A 26,146-nucleotide genomic window follows, 5' to 3' on the forward strand; every position below is an offset into this window, starting at 1 on the left:
AACGGTACCTCCTTTATAGTATTACCAAACGTATGCCAGAACTTCGCCGCCCAGACCAGCTTTGCGGGCCGCTTTGTCGGTCATCAGTCCCTGAGAGGTGGAGATGATGGCGATACCCAGGCCGCCGAGAACCTTCGGCAGCTGATCTTTCTGGGAATATACGCGCAGGCCAGGCTTGGAAATACGTTTGAGGCCGGAAATTACTTTTTCACGGTTTGCGCCGTATTTCAGGCTTACTTTGATAACATTCTGTTTGTTATCTTCGATTACTTCAAAATCTTTAATAAACCCTTCGTCCTTTAAAATCGTGGCAATCGCCTCTTTGATTTTGGAACCGGGGATTTCAACTTTATCATGATGAACCGAGTTTGCGTTACGGATACGGGTAAGCATATCGGCGATCGGATCAGTCATTACCATTATTCAATGGCCTCCTTTCTTTGATGGTTGTTACCAGCTTGCTTTTGTTACGCCGGGAATTTCGCCTTTGTAGGCATATTCACGGAAGCAGATACGGCACATACCGAACTTACGCAGGTAAGCATGGGGGCGGCCGCAGATTTTGCAGCGGTTGTAATGACGAACTTTAAATTTCGGTTCTTTACTCCATTTTTCAATCAGTGCTGTCTTAGCCAAAATTCTTTCCTCCTTACTTAAGCTGCGAACGGCATACCCATAAGCCGCAGCAATTCGCGGGCTTCTTCGTCGGTCTTGGCAGTAGTCACGATGATGATGTCCATGCCATGAACTTTGTCAACTTTATCATACTCGATTTCCGGGAAAATCAGCTGTTCTTTCAGACCCAGGGCATAGTTGCCGCGTCCGTCAAAGGAAGTCGCGCTGACACCGCGGAAGTCACGTACCCGGGGCAGTGCTACATTCATCAGTTTGTCAAGGAAATAATACATACGGTCGCCGCGCAGGGTAACTTTTGCGCCGATCGGCATGCCGGCACGCAGTTTGAAAGCCGCGATAGATTTCTTGGCTTTGGTGATAACAGGTTTCTGACCGGCGATGGTTACCAGTTCAGAAACTGCAGTTTCCAACGCTTTGGCATTGGCAACCGCTTCGCCGACGCCCATGTTGATGATAACTTTTTCAACTTTGGGGATTTCGTTTACATTTTTATATTGGAATTTATCTACAAGTCCTTTTACGACTTCAGATAAATATTTCTCTTGCAGTCTGGTCTTTGCCATTTACAATGTTTCCTCCTTTCCCGGATATTATTTATCGATTACTTCGCCGCAGTGCTTGCAGACTCTCTTGGACTTGCCATCTTCAATCTTATGAGCAATACGGGTCGGTTTTTTGCAGCTGGGGCAAACCAGCATTACCTTGCAGGAAGCAATGGCTGCTTCTTTTGTTACGATGCCACCCTGGGGGTTGGTCTGGGACGGTTTGGTGTGACGTTTTACTTTATTGACGCCTTCCACGATAACTTTGCCTTTTTTCGGCAGGGCGGTCAGGATTTTTCCTTCTTTGCCTTTATCTTTACCGGACAGAACCTGAACGGTATCGCCTTTTTTAACATGCAGCTTTACAGCAGTACTCATGTTTTAAGAACACCTCCTAATGTGCTTTATCTGATTTCTTACAGCACTTCCGGTGCCAGAGAAATAATCTTCATAAAGTCTTTTTCACGCAGCTCGCGGGCTACAGGCCCAAAAATACGGGTTCCGCGGGGGCTCTTGTCGTCTTTGATCACTACTGCGGCATTTTCATCGAAACGGATGTAGGAACCGTCTTTACGATGAAGCCCTTTGGTAGAACGAACAACAACTGCCTTTACAACGTCACCTTTCTTAACAACGCCTCCGGGTGCTGCATCTTTAACAGAACAAACAATGATGTCGCCGATATTGGCATATCTGCGGAAAGAGCCACCCATAACGCGGATGCACATAACCTTCTTAGCGCCGGTGTTGTCGCCGACATTAAGAATCGTCTGTTGTTGAATCATGTTTAACCTCCCTTGTCAGATCTGATATAATCTGGCAACTACATTATTTAGCACGTTCTAAGATTTCAACCAGGCGCCAGCATTTATCTTTGGACAGCGGGCGGGTCTGGGTGATTTTAACCAGATCGCCGATATGCGCTTCGTTGTTTTCATCATGTGCTTTGAATTTAATCGTGTTCTTTACGCCTTTTTTGTAGAGCGGGTGCTGAACGAAACGTTCGATAGCAACAACGATGGTCTTCTGCATCTTATCGCTTACAACTCTGCCTACACGGCTGACACGTGCGTTTCTTTCTACGGTCACGACTGTTTCCTCCTTAATTAAGCTTCAAAACCTTACGCGTTGATTTCGTTCTGACGCTGAATGGTTTTGATTCTGGCAATGGATTTCTTAACTTCGCGGATCTTCATGGGATTCTCGCACTGTCCGGTTGCCATCTGAAAACGTAAGTTGAACAGTTCTTCTTTCAATTCTGCTAACTTTTTGTCTAAATCTTCAGCAGACATTTCTCTGATTTCATTGATTTTCATTCAGCTTCACCACCCTTTGCTTCTACGGCAGTTTCGGCTTCCAACTGAGCCTTTGTCATAAATTTTGTCTTGATGGGGAGCTTATGACCGGCCAGACGCATAGCTTCTTTTGCTTCGGTTTCGCCAACGCCGCCCATTTCAAACAGGACGCGGCCGGGTTTTACTACTGCTACCCAGTACTCCGGAGAACCTTTACCGGAACCCATACGGGTTTCAGCCGGTTTTGCAGTAATAGGTTTGTCCGGGAAAATCTGAATCCATACCTGACCGCCACGTTTGATGTAACGGGTCATGGCAATACGGGCCGCTTCAATCTGACGGTTGGTGATCCAGGCAGGTTCCAGCGCAACCAGGCCAAAATCGCCATGGCAGATGGTGTTGCCCCGCATAGCACGGCCTTTCATACGGCCTCTGTGTTGTTTACGGTGTTTAACTCTGTTCGGTAATAACATATTACTTTGCCTCCTTTGCGGATGCAGGCTTGGCTGCCGCTTTGGTTCCCGGCAGAACTTCGCCCTTGTAAATCCAGACCTTTACGCCGATACGGCCATAGGTTGTATGCGCTTCCGCGGTGCCGTAATCAATGTCAGCACGCAGCGTATGCAGCGGGATAGAACCTTCGCGATAGCTTTCGCTGCGGGCGATTTCAGCGCCGCCCAGACGGCCGCCAACTTTAACTTTGATGCCCTTGGCGCCAACACGCATGGTGCGGCCAACGCACTGTTTCATAGCGCGGCGGAACGCGATACGGCGTTCCAGCTGGCTGGCGATGTTTTCAGCAACCAGTGTCGCATCCATATCCGGCTGTTTGATTTCCTGGATGTTGATGTCTACGTTTGCATCGGTCATCTTTTTCAGGTCTTTTTTCAGCAGTTCGATGTTGCTGCCCTGACGGCCGATAACCATGCCCGGTTTTGCGGTGTAGATCGTAATGCGGGCCTTGTTGGAGGCGCGTTCGATATCTACCTTGGAAATTCCGGACAGGAATAATTTTTCTTTAATGAACTCACGGATTTTAATATCTTCCAGTAAGAATTTTTCATAGTCTTTGTCGGCATACCAGTTGGATTCCCAACCTTTGATTACGCCAACACGGAGACCATGCGGATTAACTTTCTGACCCACTATCATTACCCTCCTTATCCGGGATTATTATTTCTCAGAAACACATACGGTCACGTGGCTGGAATGCTTCAAAATTTTGAACGCCTGTCCACGGGAACGCGGATGAATACGTTTCAGGGTGGGACCCTGGTCTACAAAGCAGGTAGACACATACAGGTTGTCCACATTCATATCGTTATTATGTTCAGCATTGGCAACCGCGCTGCGCAACACCTTTTCCACAACTTCAGAGCCAACTTTCGGAGTGAATTTCAAAATTGCGAAAGCTTCAGACACTTTTTTACCGCGGATCAGGTTCATAACAATGCGCAGTTTGCGAGGAGCAATGCGGATATATTTTGCAGTAGCGTTAACTTCCATTACTTATTCCTCACTTTCCTGTAGTATCTGCTTTCTTATCCTGATGACCCTTAAAAGTACGGGTCGGAGCGAATTCTCCTAATTTATGGCCTACCATATCCTCGGTAATGAATACCGGAACATGTTTGCGTCCGTCATGCACCGCAATGGTGTGTCCTACAAATGAAGGTAAAATCATAGAAGCGCGGGACCAGGTCTTTACAACCTTCTTATCATTCGCGGCATTCAGTGCATCAACTTTTTTCAGCAGGCTGGGATGCACATAAGGTCCTTTTTTAACTGATCTAGACACTGATAAGCCTCCTTTCTTTTAACGATTATTTCGTTCTACGGCTTAAAATTAACTTAGTTGAAGATTTCTTGTTCTTGCGGGTGCGAACACCAAACGCAGCCTTGCCCCAGGGGGTTACCGGACGCTTGCGTCCTACAGGGCTGTGACCTTCACCGCCTCCGTGCGGATGGTCATTCGGGTTCATAACTACGCCGCGGTTGGCAGGACGGATGCCCAGCCAGCGGGAACGGCCCGCTTTACCGATGGTGAGGTTTTCAAATTCCAGATTGCCAACCTGACCGATAGTAGCACGGCAGTTGATATGTACTTTGCGGACTTCGCCGGAAGGCAGACGCAGCAGCGCGTAATCTCCTTCTTTAGCCATCAGCTGTACTACCGCACCGGCAGAGCGTGCCATCTGGCCGCCTTTGCCGATTTTCATTTCCACATTGTGTACCAGAGTACCAACAGGGATGTTCTTTAAGGGCAGGCAGTTGCCGATTTTGATATCGGCATCCGGACCGCTTTCCACTTTGTCGCCAACCTTCAGGTCCAGGGGAGCCAGGATGTAGCGTTTTTCGCCGTCTACATAATGCAGCAGCGCGATGCGGGCATTACGGTTCGGATCGTATTCGATGGTAGCAACTTTTGCGGGGATCCCGTCTTTGTTGCGTTTGAAATCAATGATGCGGTACTGTCTTTTCGTGCCGCCACCCTGATGACGTACGGTCATTTTACCGGTGTTGTTGCGGCCGGCGTGTTTGTTCAGCTTCTCAAGAAGCGGACGATAGGGTTTATCAGTCGTAATCTCTTCGAAGGAAGACGTTGTCATGAAACGTCTCGAAGGAGAATACGGATTGTAGCTTTTAATCGCCATTTAGCTTACCTCCTTACATTCCTTCAAATATCGGCAGTGTCTGGCCTTCCGCCAGTCTTACGATTGCCTTTTTATAGTCAGATGTCCGGCCAATGTTTCTGCCCATCCGTTTCATTTTACCGTGTACGCGGATTGTCGTAACGGATAAAACCTTTACATTCCAGATGGATTCCACAGCCTGGCGGATTTCAGTCTTGTTAGCGGTTACAGGAACCTTAAAAGTATATTTGTTTTCCTGCATCATCAGGGAAGTTTTTTCCGTGATGAGCGGGCGGAGCAAAACGTCGCGAGGATTAGCAGCCATTATGCAAGTACCTCCTCAATCTTTTCTACGGCGTTCTTGTCCAGGAACACCTTGTTATTGTGCAACAGGTCAAAGCAGTTCAGACCGCCGTTGTTGATGACGGTAACTTTGCGCAGGTTGCGTGCGGACAGTTCTACGTTTTCATTCTCACCGTTGGTGATGATGAGGGTTTTGTTTTCAGCAGCGCCAAAAGCTTCCAGCATTTCAACGGTGCGTTTGGTCTTGAAATCATCGAAAGCAATGTTGTCGATGATGACCATCTGGCCTGCCGCAACTTTAGCGGACAGTGCGCAGCGGATAGCCAGGCGACGGGCCTTACGGGGCATATCCTTAACATAGCTGCGGGGCTGCGGGCCAAAAGTAACGCCGCCGCCTACCCACAGAGGAGAGCGGGTGGAACCAACACGGGCGTGACCGGTTCCTTTCTGTCTCCAGGGTTTCCGACCGCCGCCGCGAACCATGCCGCGGGTCTTGGTAGCGGAAGTGCCCTGGCGTTCGTTAGACTGCTGTCTTACGATAGCCTGATGAACAACAGGTTCATTAAACTCTACGCCAAATACTTCTTCGTTCAGTTCAATTTCTTCGCCGGTAGTTTTGCCGGCCATGTTATATACAGATAACTTCGGCATATGAAGCATCCTCCTTTCTCTCGGTTAAATTACTTACCTTTAACGGCTTCCCTGATAACTACGCAAGTGCCGTTAGCACCGGGAATAGAACCGTGTACAAGGATAAGGTTGCGTTCAGTATCTACCTTAGCAATGGTCAGAGACTGAACGGTAGCATTCGTGCCACCCATACGGCCAGGCAGTTTTTTGCCTTTGATTACTCTGCCGCCGGGGCCGGAATGCATCGGTCCCATGGAACCAGGTTCACGATGGGATTTGGAACCGTGTTTCATTGGGCCACGACCGAAATTGTGGCGCTTCACCGTGCCTGCAAAGCCTTTGCCGCGGCTGATGCCGCTTACGTCAACCAGATCTCCGGCTGCGAATACGTCGGCTTTGATTACGTCACCCGGTTTTAAGTCGGACGGAGCGTCCAGACGTAATTCCTTAACAAATTCAGCAGGAGCAACACCTGCTTTTGCGAAATGACCCTTTTCCGGTTTGGTCACTTTCTTCTCGCTTACTTCGCCGAAACCAACCTGGATTGCATTGTATCCGTCGGTTTCTTCCGTTTTATTCTGAATTACAGTGCAAGGACCTGCTAACACAACCGTAACAGGAATGAACTTGCCATCAGCTTCAAAAATTTGGGTCATGCCCAGTTTTTTGCCAATAATTCCTTTAGCCATTGTCAGCACCTCCTCACAGTTTGATTTCGATGTCTACGCCGGCCGGCAGGTCTAAGCGCATCAGCGCGTCAACCGTTTTCGGAGTCGGCTCCAGAATGTCTACCAGACGTTTGTGAGTACGCATTTCAAACTGCTCACGGGAATCTTTGTTGACATGGGGGGAACGCAGAATCGTATAAATGTTCTTTTCGGTAGGCAGCGGAATCGGGCCGGAAACCTGTGCGCCGGTACGTTTCGCCGTCTCAACGATCTTTGCAGCGCTCTGGTCCAGAGCGGTGTGGTCATACGCTTTCAGGCGTATTCTGATTTTTTGTGTCTTAGCCATTAATTTTTTCCTCCAATCGCCCAGTTTCTAAGAACGGACATACTCCGTGAAAATCTCCCCGTCTGCAAGGCAGGACAGGCAAGCAACCTTTCACATCATCGCAGGTACCAATAAACATAAGAATATGAGGGGCTGTCTTAAGCCCCTCATACCGGGATCTAAGATCAAATTTAATTCAAAATTAGTCGATGATATCGCCAACAACGCCGGCGCCTACGGTGTGACCGCCTTCGCGGATAGCGAAACGCAGGCCCTGTTCCATAGCGATCGGGGTGATCAGGGTGATCTCCATGTCAACGTTATCGCCAGGCATTACCATTTCGGTGCCTTCCGGCAGTTTTACGGAACCGGTAACGTCGGTGGTACGGAAGTAGAACTGCGGACGATAGCCGTTGAAGAACGGGGTATGACGGCCGCCTTCTTCTTTCTTCAGTACGTAAACCTGGCCGGTGAAGTGGGTGTGCGGATGTACGCTGCCCGGTTTCGCCAGAACCTGACCGCGTTCGATTTCTTTGCGGTCAACGCCACGCAGCAGAGCGCCTACGTTGTCGCCTGCCAGCGCTTCGTCCAGGGTCTTGCGGAACATTTCCAGACCGGTGATAACGGTAGCTTTCTTCTCGTCTTTCATGCCGACGATTTCAACGGGGTCACCAACATGGGCAGCGCCGCGTTCGATACGGCCGGTAGCAACGGTGCCGCGGCCGGTGATGGTGAATACGTCTTCTACAGGCATCAGGAACGGTTTGTCAGTCGGGCGTTCCGGAGTCGGGATGTAGTTGTCTACTTCTTCCATCAGTTTCAGGATGCTGCCTTCGCCGATTTCGCTCTTGTCGCCTTCCAGGGCTTTCAGGGCGGAACCTACAACGATAGGAATGTCGTCGCCGGGGAATTCGTAGCTGCTCAGCAGGTCACGAACTTCCATCTCTACCAGTTCGATCAGTTCCGGATCGTCAACCATGTCAGCCTTGTTCAGGTATACTACCATAGCAGGTACGCCTACCTGACGGGACAGCAGGATGTGTTCGCGGGTCTGCGGCATCGGGCCGTCAGCTGCGCTTACAACCAGGATAGCGCCGTCCATCTGGGCTGCGCCGGTGATCATGTTCTTTACATAGTCAGCGTGGCCAGGGCAGTCAACATGCGCATAATGACGTTTGTCAGTCTCGTATTCTACGTGTGCGGTGTTGATGGTGATACCACGTTCTCTTTCTTCCGGAGCCTTATCGATCATGCTGTAGTCCATGAACTGTGCGCCGCCTCTTTCAGCCAGAACTTTGGTGATTGCAGCGGTCAGGGTGGTTTTGCCATGGTCAACGTGACCGATGGTGCCGATGTTAACATGCGGTTTTGTTCTTTCAAACTTTGCCTTTGCCATTTTTTCCTTCCTCCTTAGAAGTTAAAATATATTTAAAAATTTATTAGGATCAGCGTAACTGATTATTCAGCTTTTGTGCCTTTGTTTTTGGCTACGATGTCGTCCGCGATACTCTTGGGAACTTCTTCGTAGTGGTCAACCTGCATGGTGTAGGTGCCACGGCCCTGGGTCTTGCTGCGCAGGTCCGTTGCATAACCGAACATGGAAGCCAGCGGTACGAAAGAGTGGATAACCTGTGCGCCGTTGCGCGCTTCCATACCTTCGATGCGTCCACGGCGGGAGTTCACGTCGCCGATAACGTCGCCCATGTATTCTTCCGGCACGGTGATGTCAACCTTCATATAAGGCTCCAGCAGAACCGGGGAAGCTTTTTCAGCACCGGCTTTGAAGCCCATGGAACCGGCAATCTTGAAGGCCATTTCCGAAGAGTCAACTTCGTGGTAAGAACCGTCGTACACGGTAACTCCGATGTCTACCATCGGGTAACCAGCTACCACGCCGTTTTCCATTGCTTCTTTGACACCAGCTTCGATCGGAGCGATATATTCTTTCGGAATCGCGCCGCCCACGACTTTGTTGTCGAAGGTAAAGCCCGCGCCCATTTCCAACGGAGTGATTTCCAGCCAGCAGTGGCCGTACTGGCCTTTACCGCCGGACTGACGGATGAACTTGCCTTCCGCCTTAACCGATTTGCGGATCGTTTCACGATACGCAACCTGCGGATTGCCTACGTTGCAGCCTACTCTGAATTCACGGAGCAGACGGTCAACGATGATATCCAGGTGAAGCTCGCCCATACCGGAGATGATGGTCTGCGCGGTTTCCGGATCCGTATGCACCTTGAAGGTCGGATCTTCTTCAGCCAGTTTCTGGAGCGCGATGCCCATCTTTTCCTGGTCGGCTTTCGTCTTGGGTTCCACCGCTACGGAGATAACCGGTTCGGGGAACACCATGGACTCCAGAATAATCGGAGCTTTTTCATCGCAGAGCGTGTCGCCGGTCGTTGTAAACTTCAGGCCTACAGCAGCCGCAATGTCACCGGAATACGCTTCCGGAATCTCTTCACGGTGGTTAGCATGCATCAGCAGGATGCGGCCCATACGTTCGCGCTTATCTTTGGAAGAATTGTAAACGTAGGAACCTGCGGTGATCATGCCGGAATATACCCGGAAGAATCCCAGCTTGCCGACAAAGGGGTCGGTAGCAATCTTGAATGCCAGCGCTGCGAACGGTTCGCTGTCGGAAGTCGGCCGGGAATCTTCCTCGCCGGTTTCCGGATTGATGCCTTTAATGCTCTCGATATCCGTCGGAGCCGGCATATAATCCACAACTGCGTCCAGCAGGGGCTGAATACCTTTATTCTTATAGGAAGAACCGCAGAACACAGGATTCAGTTTGCATTCGATAGTTTCTTTACGAATCGCTGCTTTCAGCTCTTCGTTGGTGATTTCTTCGCCTTCCAGATATTTCATCATCAGGTCGTCATCGCCTTCGGCAACGGTTTCCACCAGAATGCCGCGGTATTCTTCAGCCTGTTCCAGCACCTCGGCAGGAATATCAACGAACTTTTCGTCTTTTCCCATGTCGTCGCCATACACAATGGCTTTCATGCGGATCAGGTCAACCATACCCTGGAACTGGTCTTCGCAGCCGATGGGCACCTGAAGGGCAACCGGGTTGGCGTTCAGCCGGTCCCGCATCATGTCCATGACATGGAAGAAGTCAGCGCCGACGATGTCCATCTTATTGACATACGCCATACGCGGTACTTTGTACTCGTCAGCCTGACGCCATACGGTTTCAGACTGGGGTTCTACGCCGCCTTTGGCAGAAAATACTGCAATCGTTCCGTCCAGCACGCGCAGGGAGCGTTCTACTTCAACCGTGAAGTCAACGTGGCCCGGGGTATCAATAATGTTGATACGGTGCGTATCGTACTGTTTTTCGGAGCCCTCCCACATGCAGGTGGTTGCAGCGGAGGTAATCGTGATGCCACGTTCCTGTTCCTGTACCATCCAGTCCATGGTGGCTGCGCCGTCATGAACTTCACCGATCTTATGTGTCTTACCGGTGTAGAACAGGATGCGTTCCGTGGTGGTCGTCTTACCGGCGTCGATGTGAGCCATGATGCCGATATTTCTTGTTCTTTCAAGCGGAATTAGTCTGCCCACTCTTTTATCCTCCTCACTCGTTCAACAGGACAGGCCGTTACCAGCGGTAATGTGCAAACGCTTTGTTTGCTTCGGCCATCTTGTGGGTATCTTCACGCTTCTTAACGGCAGCGCCGGTACCATTGGCAGCATCCATGATTTCGCCGGCTACGCGTTCGCACATGGTTCTTTCACCACGGAGGCGTGCATAATTTACCAGCCAGCGGATACCCAGGGTGGTTTTGCGGTCTGCGCGAACTTCTACAGGAACCTGGTAGTTCGCACCGCCCACGCGCCGCGCCCGTACTTCCAGCAGGGGCATTACGTTCTTCATAGCGGTATCAAAAACTTCCAGCGGATCCTTACCCGTTTTGGAACGGATTACGTCAAATGCATCATATACGATGCGTTCAGCAACGCCTTTCTTACCGTCCAGCATTACTTTATTAATAAATCTGGTTAATAATTTAGAACCGTACACCGGATCCGGCAGTACGTCTCTTTTTGGAACTGCGCCTTTTCTCGGCATGCTTTTTCACTCCTTTTATATCAATTCGTAATTTCTCAAAAGTTTTGGTTTTTGCGCATCAATTATTTCTTAGCTTTAGCGCGTTTTGCACCGTACTTGGAACGGCCCTGGTTGCGGTTGGCAACGCCGGCAGTATCCAGAGAACCACGAATGATATGGTAACGCACGCCGGGCAGGTCCTTTACACGGCCGCCCCTGATCAGAACAACGGAATGTTCCTGCAGATTGTGACCGATACCCGGAATATAAGCTGTTACTTCGATGCCGTTGGTTAAACGTACACGAGCAACTTTACGCAATGCAGAGTTAGGTTTCTTCGGGGTGGTGGTGTATACACGGGTGCACACACCACGTTTCTGCGGGCATTCTTTTAATGCCGGAGCAGTAGATTTGGTCTTCAGCACCTCTCTGCCTTTACGGATCAGCTGATTGATTGTTGGCATATCGGCACCTCCTTTCTGTCAATTAGATTTAGTATTTATAAAAATTCCGTTTCCGGAATCCCTATCAGTGTTTCAGTATCGCCGCCGCGGAAGCGCCCGCATGGATGCCGCAGGCTTTACCTAACGCCTGCATGCTTTCCACGACCAGGCAGTCGACGTTTTGTTTTTCACACTCCGCTTTAATGGGAGCAGTGATCCGTTCCTCCGCATCTGCCGCGATATACACGGCTGAGGCCGTCTGTTTCTGCAGCGCTTTCGCTGTCTGCTTAACTCCTACAACCTTGGCCACGGCTGTCTTCAAGTCGTCCAGACTCATTGAATTCACTCCTTAAAAATGAGCGCACTTATCCCGTGAGACTTGTGTATTGTAACATCTTTTACACAACGTGTCAACACTTTTTTAAGTTTTTTTATTACGCCAAGCAGTGTTTTCATGGGATTCTCTTTTTACACGTACCCGAGTGTTTCAAAATAGTAAACAAAAAATTCCCAATTCATGTGATATGTTTGTCCGTTCCCCTTTAAAAAGCTGGCAGGACAACAGGAGAAACGACAAAATAACCGTGGTACTTTGTTTAGTACCACGGTTATTCATACTTAAAACTTTTTTCAAATCCGGCCGCTTATTTGTCCCTGTTCACAGGAATTTCATCTGCGCTCACATCAGCCAGGTATTTCACCCTGACATCACGATACCGGCTCATTCCGGTGCCTGCCGGAATCAGTTTGCCGATAATAACGTTTTCCTTCAGGCCCAGCAGCGGATCAACCTTTCCTTTAATAGCAGCATCGGTCAGGACACGGGTCGTCTCCTGGAAGGAAGCCGCTGACAGGAACGAATCGGTTGCCAGGGAAGCCTTGGTGATGCCCAGCAGGATTGGCCGTCCTTTTGCCGGTTCCTTGCCTTCGGCTACAGCAATGGCATTCTGCTCGTTGTAGTCGCCGATATCGATATATTCACCCGGCAGCATAGATGTGTCTCCAGCGTCTTCAATGCGGATCTTGCGCATCATCTGACGCACCATTACCTCGATATGTTTATCGTTAATGCCTACGCCCTGAGATTTATAAACGCTGAGTACCTGCTGCACAATGTAACGCTGTGTCGCCTGAGGTCCCAGAATCCGCAGAATGTCGTGGGGATTCAGCGAGCCTTCCGTCAGACGACCCCCGACTTCCACTTCGTCGCCTTCCTCCACAGACAGCTTGGCGCCGTACGGAATGATGTAGGTCTGTTCCGGCACTTCATCCTCAGGACTTCCCGTAATGATGACCTTGCGCTGTTTCTGGCCGGCTTCTTCCACAATGTGGACTGTTCCCGCATTTTCTGCCAGAATGCCAGGATGTTTGGGCTTGCGGGCTTCAAACAGTTCCTCAACACGAGGCAGACCCTGGGTAATATCATCCGCACCGGCAACACCGCCTGTATGGAAGGTACGCATGGTCAGCTGGGTACCCGGTTCACCGATTGCCTGCGCGGCAATGGTACCCACTGCTTCACCGACGTCAACGTTGTGGTCTGTCGCCAGGTTGCGTCCGTAACATTTGCGGCAGACACCGAATTTGGATTTGCAGGTCAGTACCGTGCGGATCTTGACTTTGTCACGCATCACCGCAATCTTATCTGCCATGTCTTCCGTAATATATTCATTGATGTGGAACAGCACGTTGCCTTCCGCGTCTTTGATATCTTCCGCCAGGGTCCTGCCGATGATACGGTCGTGGAGGGATTCGATTTCCGTCCCGTTTTCCGTGATGGCTTCTATTTCAATTCCGTCAATCTCATTATTCCGGACAGAAACCTCACTCACCGTGCCGTCCAGCAGAATCCGGTCGATATCCGCTTCCGTCAGCGTGGCGCCGGCACCGACCAGTACTTCACCGCTGCCGTTGACAACATCTTCGGAAACTTCCTTATTTGCATAGTGATGCATCAGCATATCTTTGAGCTTACTGTTGGCAAAATCTTCAGGGATGTTGATAGAAACCTCTTCACGGGCTTCTTCAACGTCACCTTCGCCATTCGGAACATAGATGCTGATCGAAGTTACCTTCGCGTCCATCAGACGATTGTAAACATCATTGGTGATGATGGTATCGGATTCCACAATCGGCGCGCCGGTTTCTTCATTAATAATAGTTGCTGCCAGCATGCGGTTGATTACTTTTGAACGGATCTTCTTCGCGCTGGCTCCCAATTCTGCCTTGCACAGGCGGTTCCGTTCCTTCACCAGGTTGCAGGTGTGGATATCGCAGTCGTCTTCACGGACGATGACATCCTGCGCCACATCTACCAGACGGCGGGTCAGGTAACCGGAGTCTGCCGTACGCAATGCGGTATCCGCCAGACCTTTACGTGCGCCATGGCTGGAAATAAAGTATTCCAAAATCGTCAGGCCTTCACGGAAGTTCGACTTAACAGGCCGGTCAATGATACGTCCGGAAGGATCAGCCATCAAACCACGCATACCGGCCAGCTGTTTGATCTGGTCAATACTGCCGCGGGCGCCGGAATCGGCCATCATGGCAATAGGATTAAATTTATCCGCTGTGTTAGCTTCTTTCAACAGGTCTGCTACATCATCCGTCGCCTTGTTCCAGATTTCAACAACTTTCTTATAACGTTCATCGTCCGTCATCAGACCGCGGCGGTACATGGCTTCCGTCTGGTCAACCTGTTTTTCCGAAGTCTGGATAATTTCCTGCTTTCCAGGTGGTACATGGATATCGGATACTGCGATGGAAATACCGGAATTGCAGGCATTATCATAGCCCATTTTCTTCACAATATCCAATACATTGGCAGTGCCCAGATTGCCGAAAAGCTTATGCGCTTTGGCAACCAGCTTGCCCAGTTCCTTTTTGGTGATCAGCTGACCCAGATGCCAGTATTCTTCACCGGTTTCTTCGTTTTTCCGTTTGCTGAAGAAGCGCAGTTCCTTCGGCAGTTCTTCATTATAAATTGCATTGCCGATGGTGGTTTCGACCAGGCTCATGCCTTCGTTTTCCGGCTCCTCAACAATATCTGCATTGGGAATCAGGATCCAGATCTTTGCCTGCAGATCAAGATATTTATGATAATAAGCCATCAGGGCTTCATGCAGACTGCTGTAGCGATTGCCTTCCCCTTTTGCGCCGGGACGCTCAATCGTCATGTAATACGCGCCCAGAACCATATCCTGCGTAGGTACCGCTACCGGTTTGCCGTCTTTCGGAGCCAGGATATTATTCACGGACATCATCATCAGACGGGCTTCCGCCTGCGCCTCTACAGACAGGGGCAGATGGACAGCCATCTGGTCACCGTCAAAGTCGGCATTATACGCAGTGCAAACCAGCGGATGCAGCGTGATGGCACGTCCTTCGGTCAGAACCGGCTCAAATGCCTGGATGCCCAGACGGTGCAGCGTCGGTGCGCGGTTCAGGAGTACCGGATGCTCTTTGATAACTTCTTCCAGGACATCCCATACTTCCGGAGTCGCCCGTTCTACCATGCGTTTTGCGGCACGGATATTCAGGGCGGGATCGTTATCCTGCAAACGTTTCATAACGAAAGGTTTGAAAAGTTCCAACGCCATTTCTTTCGGCAGGCCGCACTGGTGCATCTTCATCTCGGGACCTACCACGATTACAGAACGGCCGGAATAGTCGACGCGTTTGCCCAGCAGGTTCTGGCGGAAACGTCCCTGCTTGCCTTTCAGCATATCAGACAGGGATTTCAGAGGACGGTTGCCGGGGCCCACAATCGGGCGGCCACGGCGGCCGTTGTCGATCAGCGCATCAACCGCTTCCTGCAGCATACGTTTTTCATTGCGGACAATGATGTCAGGCGCATGCAGCTCCAGCAAGCGTTTTAACCGGTTATTGCGGTTGATTACGCGGCGGTACAGATCGTTCAGGTCACTGGTCGCGAAACGCCCGCCGTCGAGCTGTACCATAGGACGCAGGTCCGGAGGAATAACAGGAACCACATCCAGAATCATCCAGGACGGCTTATTGCCGGATTTCAGGAACGCTTCCGCGACTTCCAGACGGCGTACAACACGAACCTTCTTCTGACCGGTAGCGTCCTTCATCTCTTCCCGCAGTTCGTCAACCAGCGCCGGAATATCAATCTCCTCCAGCAGTTCTTTAACAGCGGAAGCACCCATCTCCGCGCGGAACTGATCGCCGTACTTGTCCCGGGCGCTCATATATTCCGCTTCTGTCAGCAGCTGTTTTTTCTCTAACGGGGTATCGCCAGGATCCAGAACAATATAGTTTACAAAATACAAAACTCTTTCCAGGCTCCGGGGAGAAACATCCAGGATCAGGCCCATACGGCTGGGAATTCCTTTAAAATACCAGATATGGGAAACCGGCGCCGCCAGCTCAATATGACCCATCCTGTCACGGCGGACCTTGGAACGGGTTACCTCAACGCCGCATTTGTCGCAGACGATCCCTTTGTAACGGATGCGTTTATATTTTCCGCAATGACACTCCCAGTCCTTAATGGGGCCAAAGATTCTTTCACAGAACAGACCGTCTGTTTCGGGTTTCAATGTTCTGTAGTTAATGGTTTCAGGCTTTTTTACTTCCCCATAAGACCACGAACGGATCAGTTCCGGAGAAGCAAGCCCAATGCGCATGGAATTAAAATTGTTAACGTCTAACAAGAATCCCTCGCTCCCTTCTTAATTAATATCATCAGCAGGACCGGACAGTTCTTCGAGTGTCGTTTCGCTCAGATTGCCTAAGTCGGCAATGCTGTCTTCTTCTTCCTGTTCGGTACCATTATATTCTTCATCTTCATTATAGGCGGTAGATTCCCTTGGGGCGTCCGGAATGACGGTCTGGCCTTCACCCTGCAGCTCAGCAATGGTTTCCGGGGAAGCTTCCACTACATCTTCCTCTTCTTCCTGCAGGGAAATGTCTTCACCGTCTTCATCCAGCACCCGGATATCCAGACCGATGCTCTGCAGTTCTTTTACCAGTACCTTAAAGGATTCGGGAACGCCGGGTTCCGGAATGTTTTCGCCTTTAACGATGGATTCATACGTTTTTACACGCCCTACTACATCGTCGGATTTTACCGTCAGGATTTCCTGCAACGTGTATGCAGCACCATATGCTTCCAGCGCCCAGACTTCCATTTCACCGAAACGCTGCCCGCCAAACTGGGCTTTGCCGCCCAGGGGCTGCTGGGTAACCAGGGAGTACGGGCCGGTAGACCGGGCATGGATCTTGTCGTCTACCAGATGATGCAGTTTCAGCATATACACACAGCCGACGGTTACGGGGTTGGCAAAAGGCTCGCCGGTGCGGCCGTCATAAAGGATCGTTTTGCCCATCGGGCTTACGCCGGACAGCTTCACCATATTCTGCAGGTCTTCTTCGTTGGCACTGTCAAATACAGGAACAGCCATTTTGACCGCGCTCAGTTTTGAATTTCCTGCATACCCGATATCTGTCAGCTTTGGCATACCGTACTGGGCACGGTCATAACCGGTGCTTTCCAGTTGCTCGCCAATGCCGGCTTCTTTCCGCTGGATTTTCATACCTAAAGCCAGGGCAGCCCATCCCAGATGGGTTTCCAGAATCTGGCCGATATTCATACGGGAAGGAACGCCTAACGGGTTCAGAACGATCTGGACCGGTTCGCCGTTAGGCAGGAACGGCATATCTTCCCGCGGTAAAATACGGGATACTACGCCCTTGTTTCCGTGACGGCCGGACATCTTGTCACCGGCGCGGATCTTACGTTTCTGCGCAATCTGGATGCGGACCTGTTTGTTTACTCCGGGCGGCAGTTCTCCGCCGTTTTCACGGGTAAATACCTTCGTATCCACTACAATACCGGATTCCCCATGGGGAACGCGCAGGGAGCTGTCCCGTTCTTCGCGGGCTTTTTCATTAAATACCGCTCTTACCAGACGTTCTTCCGCGGATAATTCCGTTTCCCCTTTAGGCGTAATTTTGCCAACCAGAATATCGCCGGGGCGAACCTCGGTACCTATTCTGATAACACCTATATAATCTTTGTCGTTTTCATCATTGCACAGATTTGCGACGGCTTTATCGGAAACATTCGGGATCTCACAGGTTATCTCCTCAGGCCCCAGTTTCGTGTCCCGCGCGTCACAGGTGTACTCTTCAATATGAATAGACGTGTACGTGTCATCCCGTACCAGGTCTTCGGAAAGCAGGATCGCGTCTTCGTAGTTATAACCTTCCCAGGGCATGTAAGCTACGATAACGTTATGGCCCAGCGCCAGTTCACCCTTATCAGTAGCGGGACCGTCTGCCAGTACCTGTCCGGCCTTCACATAATCGCCTTTGAAAACGATCGGTTTCTGGTTGACACAGGTGCTCTGGTTGGAACGTTTAAATTTTAAGACTTCATAATGATCAATATCGCCATTATCCGTACGGATCTGGATCTCGTCGCCGGTTACCCGGATGACTTCGCCGGCATGTTTTGCCAAAATGCAGTTGCCGGAGTCGGTTGCCACCTTGTATTCCATACCGGTACCGACGACAGGTGCCTGCGGAGTCAGCAGAGGTACTGCCTGACGCTGCATGTTGGCGCCCATCAGCGCGCGGTTAGCATCATCGTGTTCCAGGAACGGGATCAGGGCCGTTGCGATCGAGACTACCTGTTTAGGCGATACGTCCATATAATCCGCCCGTTCCGGGCGGATGCTGAGAACGTCGTTCTTACGGCGGGCCGTAACACGTTCGCCCAGGAAATATCCGTCATCGTCCAGAGGTTCGTTGGCCTGCGCCACGATATATTTATCTTCTTCGTCCGCAGTCAGGTATTCAATTTCATTGGTAACGCGTTTATGCACTTTGTCTACTTTGCGGTAAGGCGTTTCAATAAAACCGAACTTGTTGATAACCGCAAAAGTTGAAAGGGAACCGATCAAACCGATGTTAGGACCTTCAGGGGTCTCAATCGGGCACATGCGTCCATAATGGGAGTTGTGAACGTCACGGACTTCATAGCCGGCCCTTTCACGGGACAGACCGCCGGGTCCCAGTGCAGAAAGACGGCGTTTGTGGGTCAGCTCTGCCAGCGGATTGTTCTGGTCCATAAACTGGGAAAGCTGGCTGCTGCCGAAGAATTCTTTAATAGCAGCCACTACCGGACGGATGTTGATCAGCGCCTGGGGAGTGATCACATCTACGTCCTGAATGGTCATGCGTTCTTTTACCACACGTTCCATACGGGCCAGGCCGATGCGGAACTGGTTCTGTAAAAGTTCGCCAACGCAGCGGACACGGCGGTTTCCCAGATGGTCGATATCGTCTTTTTCGCCATGTCCGTCCATTACGTTCAGAAGATAGCCGAATGCGGCAAAAATATCTTCCCTGGTAATCGTGCGGAGAGATTCGGGAATGCCGGACGTAAAGACGATGCGCAGAACCTTCCCGCTTAATTCTTTAATTTTCAGCTGGTAGAGTCCGTATTCCTTGTAAACCTGGCTCTCTTCCACCTTATCCAGCACTTCGCCCGTCATCAGCGTTCCTTCCGGAACGATGATTTCACCGGTTTCCTTATCAACCAGCGGCTCTGCCAGCACACAGTTTTCCAGCCGGTTTCTCCAGCCTAATTTCTTGTTCAGCTTATAACGGCCTACATAGGCCAGGTCATAGCGTTTGCTGTCAAAGAACGTCTGCTCGATGAGCTGCTTGGCATTTTCAAAGGCAGGCGGTTCACCGGGGCGCAGCTTTTTATACAGTTCGATCATCGCTTCTTCGCAATTCGTCGTACTGTCTTTTTCCAGCGTTGCCTTTACCGCTTCAATAATCTCGGTTCCGTCTTCCGTATGGTTTTCAATCTGGGTATCGCCAAAGAAGGTTAAAATTTCTTCATTGGATTCCATCCCCATGGCCCGCAGGAGCACAGTGGCGGGAACCTTACGGGTCCTGTCCACACGCGCATAAATCACATGGTTTAAATCCGTTTCAAATTCAATCCATGCGCCACGGTTCGGGATTACAGTGGTCCCATAGAGAAAAATCGCGCTGGGATCCATCATCTTATCGTAATAAACCCCGGGGGAACGAACCAGCTGACTGACAATGACACGCTCCGCCCCGTTAATGACAAAGGTTCCCGTGGGGGTCATCAAAGGAAAATCGCCCATAAACACACGGGATTCCTTAATTTCTCCCGTATCTTTATACAGCAGATGAACATTGACATTCAACGGCGCAGAATAAGAAGCGTCCCGTTCCTTACACTCTTCAATGGTATATTTTGGCTCACCGATTTCAAAGCTCTGGAAAGAGAGTTCCAGATTCCCGTTAAAATCTTTTATAGGGGAAATATCGTGGAAAATCTCATTCAGCCCATCGCTCATGAACCACTCATAGGATTTCCTCTGCAGGTCAATCAAATGAGGCATTGGCAAAACTTCTTTAATTTTGCCAAAGCTATACCGGGTCCTGTCACCTGTCTGAACCGGTTTAAACATGTAGGTCTTCACTCCTTGTTATATAAGTCAGGCAATACAAAACTATGCACGTTGTCCAAAGCCAAAAAAAACAAGGTTCTTACCGCAAGATCACCCTGTTATTCAGATCAGACGAACGTACTTCATCCCTACGATATGGCAGCCGATGTGAACCACTACACTATCTGGCCGTTGTAGTCAAGCCTGCATTTTGGTCACAAACACAAAAAGCATAATTGTGGTAAATAATGATACCACAAGCATCAGGAATTTGTCAACAGGTTTTTTAAACAAAAAAAGACCGGCCCCCTTGGGGACCGGTCCTGATGACGTACAGTCAAATTATTTAATTTCAACAGTTGCGCCAGCAGCTTCCAGTTTTGCTTTGGCATCGTCAGCGTCAGCTTTGGAAACTTTTTCTTTAACAGCTTTCGGAGCGCCGTCAACCAGAGCTTTAGCTTCTTTCAGGCCCAGGCCGGTGATTTCACGAACAGCTTTGATAACGTTGATCTTGCCCTGACCAGCTTCTTTCAGGATAACGTCGAATTCGGTCTGTTCTTCTTCAGCAGCAGCAGCAGCCGGAGCAGCGCCAGCAGCAGCAACAGCTACCGGAGCGGCAGCGGATACGCCAAATTTTTCTTCCAGAGCTTTAACCAGTTCAGCCAGCTCTAATACGGTCATTTTCTCAATTGCTTCAATAATCTGATCTTTATTCATTATAATTTCCTCCATTTATCAATTATTTTTAAAATTTTATGGTTTTTAACTATCAAAAAATCTTCTCAATCATGCATTACGCAGATTGTTTTTCTTTTTGTTCGCGCACAGCATCCAATGCGTACACGATTTTTGCAACGGTACCGTTGAGTGTGCGAACCAGACCGGAAATCGGGGCGTTCAGGCTGCCCAGCATTTTGGCAACCAGCACTTCTTTCGGCGGCAACGCAGCAACTGCCTTAACCTCGTCAACAGAAATCACTTTGCCTTCTACAACGCCGGCCTTCAGCTGCATCTTTTTGTGATCTTTTACAAAATCACAGATTACTTTGCAGGCTGCTACCGCATCTTTGGCAGAAGAGCAGATTGCAGTGTTTTTCTCCAGTACGGGAGTCAGGGCGTCCAGGCCGTATTCTTTTGCGGCCAGAGCAATCAAGGTGTTCTTGTAAACGGTGTAGGTAGCACCGGCTTCGCGAACCTTACGGCGCAGTTCTGTATCTTCCGCAACGGTAAGACCGCTGAAGTCAACTAACACTGCTCCTTTAGCTTCAGCAAGAACATTTTTAATCTCAGCTAACTGAGCCTGTTTCTCTGCTTTTGTTTTCAATGAGTTGCACCTCCTTCTTTCAGATTTTGACTTACTTTTATAAATCAAAAAGACCTCTCGGCCGTAGCAGCCGGAGGTCGTGAAAGAACTGATCTATCTTTAACGTCTCCAGCCTCGGCAGGCGTACACTGCTGCACTTGCGCTTACGCACCTGCTGTCTGTGGCCCGATTATCTTCTGATTTAAAATTTGTGTTCCGGATTATTTTGCGCTGTCCGCTTTGAGCACATCAATCTTGATGCCAGGTCCCATCGTAGTAGATAAGGTAACAGATTTAATGTACTGGCCTTTGGCTCCGGACGGTTTTACTTTAATCAAAGTAGTAACTAACGCAATGTAGTTATCCAGAAGGGCTTCTTCCGAGAAGGAAGATTTACCGATCATAGCCTGTACGTTACCGGCTTTGTCAGCACGGTACTCTACTTTACCGGCTTTGATCTCGTTGAGTGCTTTGGTCACGTCCATGGTAACGGTGCCAACTTTCGGGTTAGGCATTAACCCTTTGGGGCCCAGCAGTTTACCAAGACGGCCAACCTTGCCCATCATATTCGGGGTCGCTACGCAGACTTCAAAGTCAAACCAGCCGCCCTGAATTTTTGCTACCAGGTCATCCCCGCCAACATAATCCGCGCCGGCAGCTTTTGCTTCCTCGGCCTTCGCGCCTTCCGCAAATACCAGAACCTTTTTGGATTTGCCGGTTCCGTGAGGCAGCACCATCGCGCCGCGTACCTGTTGGTCAGCGTATTTCGGATTGATACCCAGACGGAAAGAGGCTTCTACAGAACTGTCAAACTTGGTAACTACGGTTTTCTTTACCAGCTCAACTGCTTCTTTCGGGGAATAGAGTTTAGTCTCATCAATCAGTTTTAACGCGTCAACGTACTTTTTACCGTGTTTCTTTGCCATTATAATTTCCTCCTTGTGGTCCGAACGGCTTCCGCCTCCCACTCATTAAACTGACGGTCAGTCAGTAATTACAATGCCCATGCTGCGGGCTGTGCCTTCAATCATACGGGTTGCTGCTTCCACATCGGCCGCATTCAGGTCCGCCATCTTGCTTTCCGCAATTTCACGGGCTTTGGCGCGGGGCAATGTAGCTACTTTTTTCTTGTTGGGTTCGCCGGAAGCTTTTTCCAGGCCAGCCGCTTTTTTCAGCAGCACCGCTGCAGGCGGGGTCTTGGTAATAAATGTAAAGGAACGGTCTTCATACACCGTGATCTCAACAGGGATGATCAAACCAGCCTGCTGTGCTGTACGGGCATTGAAGTCCTTTACAAAAGCCATAATGTTAACGCCAGCCTGGCCCAGTGCAGGACCAACCGGAGGTGCCGGAGTAGCTTTACCGCCAGGAACCTGTAACTTTACAACCTTAGCAACTTTCTTTGCCATGTTTCTTACACCTCCTTATCATTCAATTTCTTCCACTTGGGTATAATCAATATCAACAGGAGTTTCGCGGCCAAACATATCAACCAGAACCTTCAGTTTCCCGCGTTCTCTGTCAATTGCCGAAACAACGCCTTCAAAATTGGAGAAAGGACCTGTTTTTAAGCGGACTCTCTGTTGTAATTGCAAATTAATCTGGGGTTTCGCCTTCGGCCGGTCGGCAGGTTCCTCTTCCTGCAACCCCTGGCCGTTAATGCTGCCGGCCATGATCCGTTTGACTTCTTCATCTGACAGCGGAACCGGCTGCTTGTTATCAGGACCCACAAACCCCGTTACGCCGGGTGTGTTCCTGACCACATACCAGGTGCGGTCATCGATGATCATCTCAACCAACACATAACCCGGGAAAACCTTACGGGTCACGATCCGTTTGGCACCGTTTTCATCGGCTACTACTTCATTCTCCATCGGGATCATAATATGAAAGATCCTGTCGCTCATGCCCAGAGAATGAACCTTACGTTCCAGATTTGCGCTGACCTTATTCTCGTATCCGGAATAAGTATGGATGACATACCAATGCCGTTTTCCTTTTTCCAGCGTTTCAGCATTTTTATTTTCGTCCATTTTTTCAGCGGGAGTTCTCTCCCTTCCTCCTTGTACTCCTTACCGTAAGATGGTTCTGATCAGAACAGAGAAGAACGTATCGGCTACCCAGATACAAACTGCTACCAGCACTACCGCAATCAATACTACAATAGTATTCATAAACAGTTCCTGCCGTGTCGGCCAGGTAACCTTTTGCAATTCTGCCTTTGATTCTTTGATGAACCCCGTAACCTTCTCCACCGAGCCTACTTCGTTCGTCGTAGTAGTTTCCGGAACGGTCATTATTTCACATCCTTGCTATCAAGACACTTCCAAATAAAAATTATTTGGTTTCCTTATGGGTAGTATGCTTTTTGCAGAATTTGCAATACTTTTTAATCTCGATGCGATCGGGATCATTCTTTTTGTTTTTGTTTGTCTGATAATTCCTCTGTTTGCACTCGGTGCAGGCCAAAGTAATCAACACACGCATTCTTGCCACCTCTTTCGAACTCTAAAATACAGCAAATCAAATTGTCACTGAATGATAATACCACAGTTACCTTTTTCTGTCAATAAAATTACAAATATTTAAGAAAACACTGATCAAAAGAGTTCATACATTTAAAGATGAACCGATCAGGGCTTTCCAAAATAATGTATAAAAAAGCTCACGCAAAAATTTGCATGAGCCTTTATTTCAAATGGTGGCGGCACACGGATTTGAACCGCGGACACAGCGGGTATGAACCGCTTGCTCTGGCCAACTGAGCTATGCCGCCTTATATAATGGAGCTGATGACCAGGATTGAACTGGTGACCTCATCCTTACCAAGGATGCGCTCTACCATCTGAGCTACATCAGCATCATCATTATGGTTGCGGGGGCCGGATTTGAACCAGCGACCTTCGGGTTATGAGCCCGACGAGCTACCAACTGCTCCACCCCGCGATAAAATGGTGGAGGGGGTTGGATTCGAACCAACGAAGCGAAACGCGGCAGATTTACAGTCTGCTCCCTTTAGCCACTCGGGAACCCCTCCATTAAAACCTTCTGGAGCTGACAATAGGAATCGAACCTACAACCTACGGTTTACAAAACCGTTGCTCTGCCTGTTGAGCTATGTCAGCATGATTTCAGTGACAGTAAGTATAATACATGAAACCGAAGAGTTTGTCAACTGTTTTTTATAACTTTCTTGACAATAACCCAAAAAATAAAGACGCACCTGCATAAACAGGTGCGTCCCGGTAACACCTATTCTTCATCGCCAAAGCAAATTCCGATGCTTCTTGCAGCCTGGACAATTTCATTGTCCGGAGTGACGGACCTGGGTTTTCCTCCCGCTTCCTGCAGGGGAACCGTACCGATCGAATCATTGTGGAGGGAAACCATAACATCAAAATTCCCTGCAATGCACGCTTCTATGGCAGCCACGCCGTACCGGGTACATAAAACCCGGTCAAAGGCAGTCGGCGAACCGCCTCTCTGTAAATAACCTAAAATCGTGCTGCGCGCTTCAATCCCGGTCAGCTCTTCCAATTGCTGGGCCAGCTTATTGCCAACCCCTCCCAGGCGGATCGGCTCAAAACTGTCTTTGACAATACGGGCCACCGTCATTTCGCCGCCTTCCGGTTTAGCTCCTTCCGCCACAACGATGATGCTGAACATCTTTCCTTCCTGCTGGCGTTTGAGGATTTTCTTCGCCACGGCATCCAGATGATAGGGTATTTCCGGAATCAAAATTACATCCGCCCCGCCTGCGACACCGGAATGAAGGGCGATCCAGCCGGCATACCGGCCCATGACTTCCAGGATCATGATCCTGTGGTGGGATTCCGCCGTAGTATGCAGACGGTCGACAGCCTCAGTGGCTACCGCCATGGCAGTATCAAAACCGAAAGTACGTTCCGTGCAGGGCAGGTCATTATCTATCGTTTTGGGAACACCGATTACTTTTACGCCGCATTCCCGGGAAAGCTGGGCGCCGATAGCCAGACTGCCGTCCCCGCCAATCACAATCAGCGTTTCGATCCCGCGTTTTGCCAGATTCTTTACAATCGTTTCACTTTCATCTGTATAAGTAACAGAACCGTCTTTTTCAATATGCGCAAACTTAAACGGGTTATCCCGGTTGGTAGTTCCCAAAACCGTGCCGCCCCGCGGCAAAATACCTGACACATCATCATAGGTCAGGAGTTTCATTCTGTTCTTGATCAGCCCGTTAAAGCCGTTTTCAACACCATAAATCTGATATCCGTGTCCCAACGCAGCCTTAACCACCGCGTTCAGGACCGCATTAAGCCCCGGACAGTCGCCGCCCCCGGTGAGAACAGCCAATGTCCCTTTCACATTTATCATTTGTCCCCTCAAACGTTAATCAACGTTCCAAATCGTAAAACCGTCCTGCGGAATCCGGATGGATTCAGTGCCGTCAAATTTGTCATAGCACAGCATGCCGTCTTTCACATATCCGGGCCAGGCGGCAACCAGTACAAACTTCTGCCCCAGTTCTTTAAGCAGGGCAGCAACGTCCAGGTTAAATACCGGCACAAACAACGTCTGTAAACGATCTAACAAGATAACATCGGAATTATAACTGGCAAGCGCTTCGCCCATCATTTCCGGCGCTTTGGCATTCCGTTCTTCTTTCGGTACCGCCAGGAACTCTTCGCTGATCAGTAAACGGCAATCTACATAATCCCATTTCTTGTCTTCGGCGGCTTCGCGCAAAACCTTGCTTTTGCCGCTGCCGGGCTTACCAGTTACAAAAATAACTCCTTTTGCTTCTTTTGCTGCCTCTACAACCTTTACGAATTCTTCTGTCTGACTCATTTTAATTACCTCCTAAATC

At 49.7% G+C, this 26,146-nt stretch carries 32 protein-coding genes, 5 tRNA genes and 1 other annotated feature; all 37 genes read right to left on the minus strand.

The window, feature by feature from the left end; all coding sequences use genetic code 11:
* Positions 1 to 21 precede the first annotated feature (21 nt).
* The 37 genes from rpsH to brxF all read right to left on the minus strand — a co-directional run bounded on the left by rpsH (position 22) and on the right by brxF (position 26,127).
* Positions 22 to 420: a 30S ribosomal protein S8 gene (gene rpsH / locus BM159_RS00315; RefSeq protein WP_093912288.1), complete on the minus strand. Its 399-nt coding sequence runs from the start codon at positions 418 to 420 to the stop codon at positions 22 to 24.
* Between the two features lie 30 nt (positions 421 to 450).
* Positions 451 to 636, minus strand: a complete 186-nt coding sequence (locus BM159_RS00320) for a type Z 30S ribosomal protein S14 (protein ID WP_093729243.1) — start codon at positions 634 to 636, stop codon at positions 451 to 453.
* Positions 637 to 653: 17 nt separating this feature from the next.
* The gene (rplE, locus tag BM159_RS00325) at positions 654 to 1,199 is read right to left on the minus strand and encodes a 50S ribosomal protein L5 (RefSeq protein ID WP_093912289.1); all 546 of its coding nucleotides are present in this window, start codon (positions 1,197 to 1,199) and stop codon (positions 654 to 656) included.
* Between the two features lie 27 nt (positions 1,200 to 1,226).
* Positions 1,227 to 1,556 carry a 50S ribosomal protein L24 gene (rplX, locus tag BM159_RS00330; RefSeq protein WP_093729245.1) on the minus strand — a complete coding sequence of 110 codons (330 nt, stop codon included), beginning with the start codon at positions 1,554 to 1,556 and terminating at the stop codon, positions 1,227 to 1,229.
* Between the two features lie 38 nt (positions 1,557 to 1,594).
* Complete coding sequence (gene rplN / locus BM159_RS00335; RefSeq protein WP_093729246.1) at positions 1,595 to 1,963, minus strand: 50S ribosomal protein L14; 369 nt, start codon at positions 1,961 to 1,963, stop codon at positions 1,595 to 1,597.
* A gap of 43 nt (positions 1,964 to 2,006) precedes the next feature.
* Entirely contained in the window at positions 2,007 to 2,267 is a 261-nt protein-coding gene (gene rpsQ, locus BM159_RS00340; protein WP_093729247.1) for a 30S ribosomal protein S17, read from the minus strand.
* 32 nt (positions 2,268 to 2,299) lie between these two features.
* Positions 2,300 to 2,494 carry a 50S ribosomal protein L29 gene (rpmC, locus tag BM159_RS00345; protein ID WP_093912290.1) on the minus strand — a complete coding sequence of 65 codons (195 nt, stop codon included), beginning with the start codon at positions 2,492 to 2,494 and terminating at the stop codon, positions 2,300 to 2,302.
* Positions 2,491 to 2,946, minus strand: a complete 456-nt coding sequence (gene rplP, locus BM159_RS00350) for a 50S ribosomal protein L16 (protein ID WP_093912291.1) — start codon at positions 2,944 to 2,946, stop codon at positions 2,491 to 2,493. The genes rpmC and rplP overlap by 4 nt, the downstream gene beginning before the upstream one ends.
* A 1-nt stretch (position 2,947) precedes the next feature.
* A complete protein-coding gene (rpsC, locus tag BM159_RS00355) occupies positions 2,948 to 3,619 on the minus strand; it encodes a 30S ribosomal protein S3 (RefSeq protein WP_093912574.1) in 672 nt (223 codons plus the stop codon).
* A gap of 27 nt (positions 3,620 to 3,646) precedes the next feature.
* Positions 3,647 to 3,979, minus strand: coding sequence for a 50S ribosomal protein L22 (rplV, locus tag BM159_RS00360; protein ID WP_093729251.1), 333 nt, complete (start codon positions 3,977 to 3,979; stop codon positions 3,647 to 3,649).
* 10 nt (positions 3,980 to 3,989) lie between these two features.
* Positions 3,990 to 4,271 (minus strand): 30S ribosomal protein S19, encoded by a 282-nt coding sequence (gene rpsS, locus BM159_RS00365; RefSeq protein WP_093912292.1) that lies wholly within the window; start codon positions 4,269 to 4,271, stop codon positions 3,990 to 3,992.
* Positions 4,272 to 4,296: 25 nt separating this feature from the next.
* Positions 4,297 to 5,127, minus strand: coding sequence for a 50S ribosomal protein L2 (rplB, locus tag BM159_RS00370; protein WP_093912293.1), 831 nt, complete (start codon positions 5,125 to 5,127; stop codon positions 4,297 to 4,299).
* A gap of 13 nt (positions 5,128 to 5,140) precedes the next feature.
* On the minus strand, positions 5,141 to 5,431 hold the full coding sequence (gene rplW, locus BM159_RS00375; protein WP_093912294.1) for a 50S ribosomal protein L23: 291 nt from the start codon (positions 5,429 to 5,431) through the stop codon (positions 5,141 to 5,143).
* Positions 5,431 to 6,060 carry a 50S ribosomal protein L4 gene (gene rplD, locus BM159_RS00380; protein ID WP_093912295.1) on the minus strand — a complete coding sequence of 210 codons (630 nt, stop codon included), beginning with the start codon at positions 6,058 to 6,060 and terminating at the stop codon, positions 5,431 to 5,433. Before rplD ends, rplW begins: the two co-directional genes overlap by 1 nt.
* A 29-nt stretch (positions 6,061 to 6,089) precedes the next feature.
* Positions 6,090 to 6,728, minus strand: a complete 639-nt coding sequence (gene rplC, locus BM159_RS00385; RefSeq protein ID WP_093912296.1) for a 50S ribosomal protein L3 — start codon at positions 6,726 to 6,728, stop codon at positions 6,090 to 6,092.
* A 13-nt stretch (positions 6,729 to 6,741) separates the two neighbouring features.
* Complete coding sequence (gene rpsJ / locus BM159_RS00390) at positions 6,742 to 7,053, minus strand: 30S ribosomal protein S10 (protein WP_093729257.1); 312 nt, start codon at positions 7,051 to 7,053, stop codon at positions 6,742 to 6,744.
* A 181-nt stretch (positions 7,054 to 7,234) separates the two neighbouring features.
* Positions 7,235 to 8,428, minus strand: coding sequence for an elongation factor Tu (gene tuf, locus BM159_RS00395; RefSeq protein WP_093912297.1), 1,194 nt, complete (start codon positions 8,426 to 8,428; stop codon positions 7,235 to 7,237).
* Positions 8,429 to 8,490: 62 nt separating this feature from the next.
* Positions 8,491 to 10,599 (minus strand): elongation factor G, encoded by a 2,109-nt coding sequence (gene fusA, locus BM159_RS00400; protein ID WP_093912298.1) that lies wholly within the window; start codon positions 10,597 to 10,599, stop codon positions 8,491 to 8,493.
* Between the two features lie 37 nt (positions 10,600 to 10,636).
* On the minus strand, positions 10,637 to 11,107 hold the full coding sequence (gene rpsG / locus BM159_RS00405) for a 30S ribosomal protein S7 (protein ID WP_093729260.1): 471 nt from the start codon (positions 11,105 to 11,107) through the stop codon (positions 10,637 to 10,639).
* Positions 11,108 to 11,169: 62 nt separating this feature from the next.
* The gene (gene rpsL, locus BM159_RS00410) at positions 11,170 to 11,550 is read right to left on the minus strand and encodes a 30S ribosomal protein S12 (protein WP_093729261.1); all 381 of its coding nucleotides are present in this window, start codon (positions 11,548 to 11,550) and stop codon (positions 11,170 to 11,172) included.
* Between the two features lie 64 nt (positions 11,551 to 11,614).
* Positions 11,615 to 11,866, minus strand: a complete 252-nt coding sequence (locus BM159_RS00415) for a ribosomal L7Ae/L30e/S12e/Gadd45 family protein (RefSeq protein ID WP_093912299.1) — start codon at positions 11,864 to 11,866, stop codon at positions 11,615 to 11,617.
* A gap of 307 nt (positions 11,867 to 12,173) precedes the next feature.
* The gene (rpoC, locus tag BM159_RS00420) at positions 12,174 to 16,208 is read right to left on the minus strand and encodes a DNA-directed RNA polymerase subunit beta' (RefSeq protein WP_177205830.1); all 4,035 of its coding nucleotides are present in this window, start codon (positions 16,206 to 16,208) and stop codon (positions 12,174 to 12,176) included.
* An 18-nt stretch (positions 16,209 to 16,226) separates the two neighbouring features.
* A complete protein-coding gene (gene rpoB / locus BM159_RS00425; protein ID WP_093912300.1) occupies positions 16,227 to 20,015 on the minus strand; it encodes a DNA-directed RNA polymerase subunit beta in 3,789 nt (1,262 codons plus the stop codon).
* Positions 20,016 to 20,336: 321 nt separating this feature from the next.
* Positions 20,337 to 20,711, minus strand: a complete 375-nt coding sequence (gene rplL / locus BM159_RS00430; protein WP_093912301.1) for a 50S ribosomal protein L7/L12 — start codon at positions 20,709 to 20,711, stop codon at positions 20,337 to 20,339.
* 76 nt (positions 20,712 to 20,787) lie between these two features.
* Positions 20,788 to 21,318 (minus strand): 50S ribosomal protein L10, encoded by a 531-nt coding sequence (gene rplJ, locus BM159_RS00435; RefSeq protein ID WP_093912302.1) that lies wholly within the window; start codon positions 21,316 to 21,318, stop codon positions 20,788 to 20,790.
* Between the two features lie 37 nt (positions 21,319 to 21,355).
* Positions 21,356 to 21,500 (minus strand) — a sequence feature (ribosomal protein L10 leader region).
* 18 nt (positions 21,501 to 21,518) lie between these two features.
* Positions 21,519 to 22,223: a 50S ribosomal protein L1 gene (rplA, locus tag BM159_RS00440; RefSeq protein WP_093912303.1), complete on the minus strand. Its 705-nt coding sequence runs from the start codon at positions 22,221 to 22,223 to the stop codon at positions 21,519 to 21,521.
* A gap of 57 nt (positions 22,224 to 22,280) precedes the next feature.
* The gene (gene rplK, locus BM159_RS00445; RefSeq protein ID WP_093729274.1) at positions 22,281 to 22,706 is read right to left on the minus strand and encodes a 50S ribosomal protein L11; all 426 of its coding nucleotides are present in this window, start codon (positions 22,704 to 22,706) and stop codon (positions 22,281 to 22,283) included.
* A gap of 18 nt (positions 22,707 to 22,724) precedes the next feature.
* Positions 22,725 to 23,330, minus strand: coding sequence for a transcription termination/antitermination protein NusG (gene nusG, locus BM159_RS00450; protein WP_093912304.1), 606 nt, complete (start codon positions 23,328 to 23,330; stop codon positions 22,725 to 22,727).
* 39 nt (positions 23,331 to 23,369) lie between these two features.
* Positions 23,370 to 23,594 carry a preprotein translocase subunit SecE gene (secE, locus tag BM159_RS00455; protein ID WP_093912305.1) on the minus strand — a complete coding sequence of 75 codons (225 nt, stop codon included), beginning with the start codon at positions 23,592 to 23,594 and terminating at the stop codon, positions 23,370 to 23,372.
* A gap of 40 nt (positions 23,595 to 23,634) precedes the next feature.
* Positions 23,635 to 23,784 (minus strand): 50S ribosomal protein L33, encoded by a 150-nt coding sequence (gene rpmG / locus BM159_RS00460; RefSeq protein ID WP_093912306.1) that lies wholly within the window; start codon positions 23,782 to 23,784, stop codon positions 23,635 to 23,637.
* A gap of 212 nt (positions 23,785 to 23,996) precedes the next feature.
* Positions 23,997 to 24,073: transfer RNA gene (locus tag BM159_RS00465), tRNA-Met, on the minus strand.
* Positions 24,074 to 24,081: 8 nt separating this feature from the next.
* Positions 24,082 to 24,157, minus strand: a tRNA-Thr gene (locus BM159_RS00470).
* 10 nt (positions 24,158 to 24,167) lie between these two features.
* Positions 24,168 to 24,243: transfer RNA gene (locus tag BM159_RS00475), tRNA-Met, on the minus strand.
* Positions 24,244 to 24,249: 6 nt separating this feature from the next.
* Positions 24,250 to 24,334, minus strand: a tRNA-Tyr gene (locus tag BM159_RS00480).
* A 12-nt stretch (positions 24,335 to 24,346) separates the two neighbouring features.
* Positions 24,347 to 24,422: transfer RNA gene (locus tag BM159_RS00485), tRNA-Thr, on the minus strand.
* 127 nt (positions 24,423 to 24,549) lie between these two features.
* Positions 24,550 to 25,653, minus strand: a complete 1,104-nt coding sequence (locus tag BM159_RS00490) for a 6-phosphofructokinase (protein WP_093912307.1) — start codon at positions 25,651 to 25,653, stop codon at positions 24,550 to 24,552.
* Positions 25,654 to 25,668: 15 nt separating this feature from the next.
* Entirely contained in the window at positions 25,669 to 26,127 is a 459-nt protein-coding gene (brxF, locus tag BM159_RS00495; RefSeq protein ID WP_093912308.1) for a BREX-3 system P-loop-containing protein BrxF, read from the minus strand.
* Between the last annotated feature and the right edge of the window lie 19 nt (positions 26,128 to 26,146).

The organism is Succiniclasticum ruminis DSM 9236, from assembly GCF_900112895.1.
In the GTDB taxonomy this organism is placed as follows: Bacteria; Bacillota; Negativicutes; order Acidaminococcales; family Acidaminococcaceae; genus Succiniclasticum; species Succiniclasticum ruminis.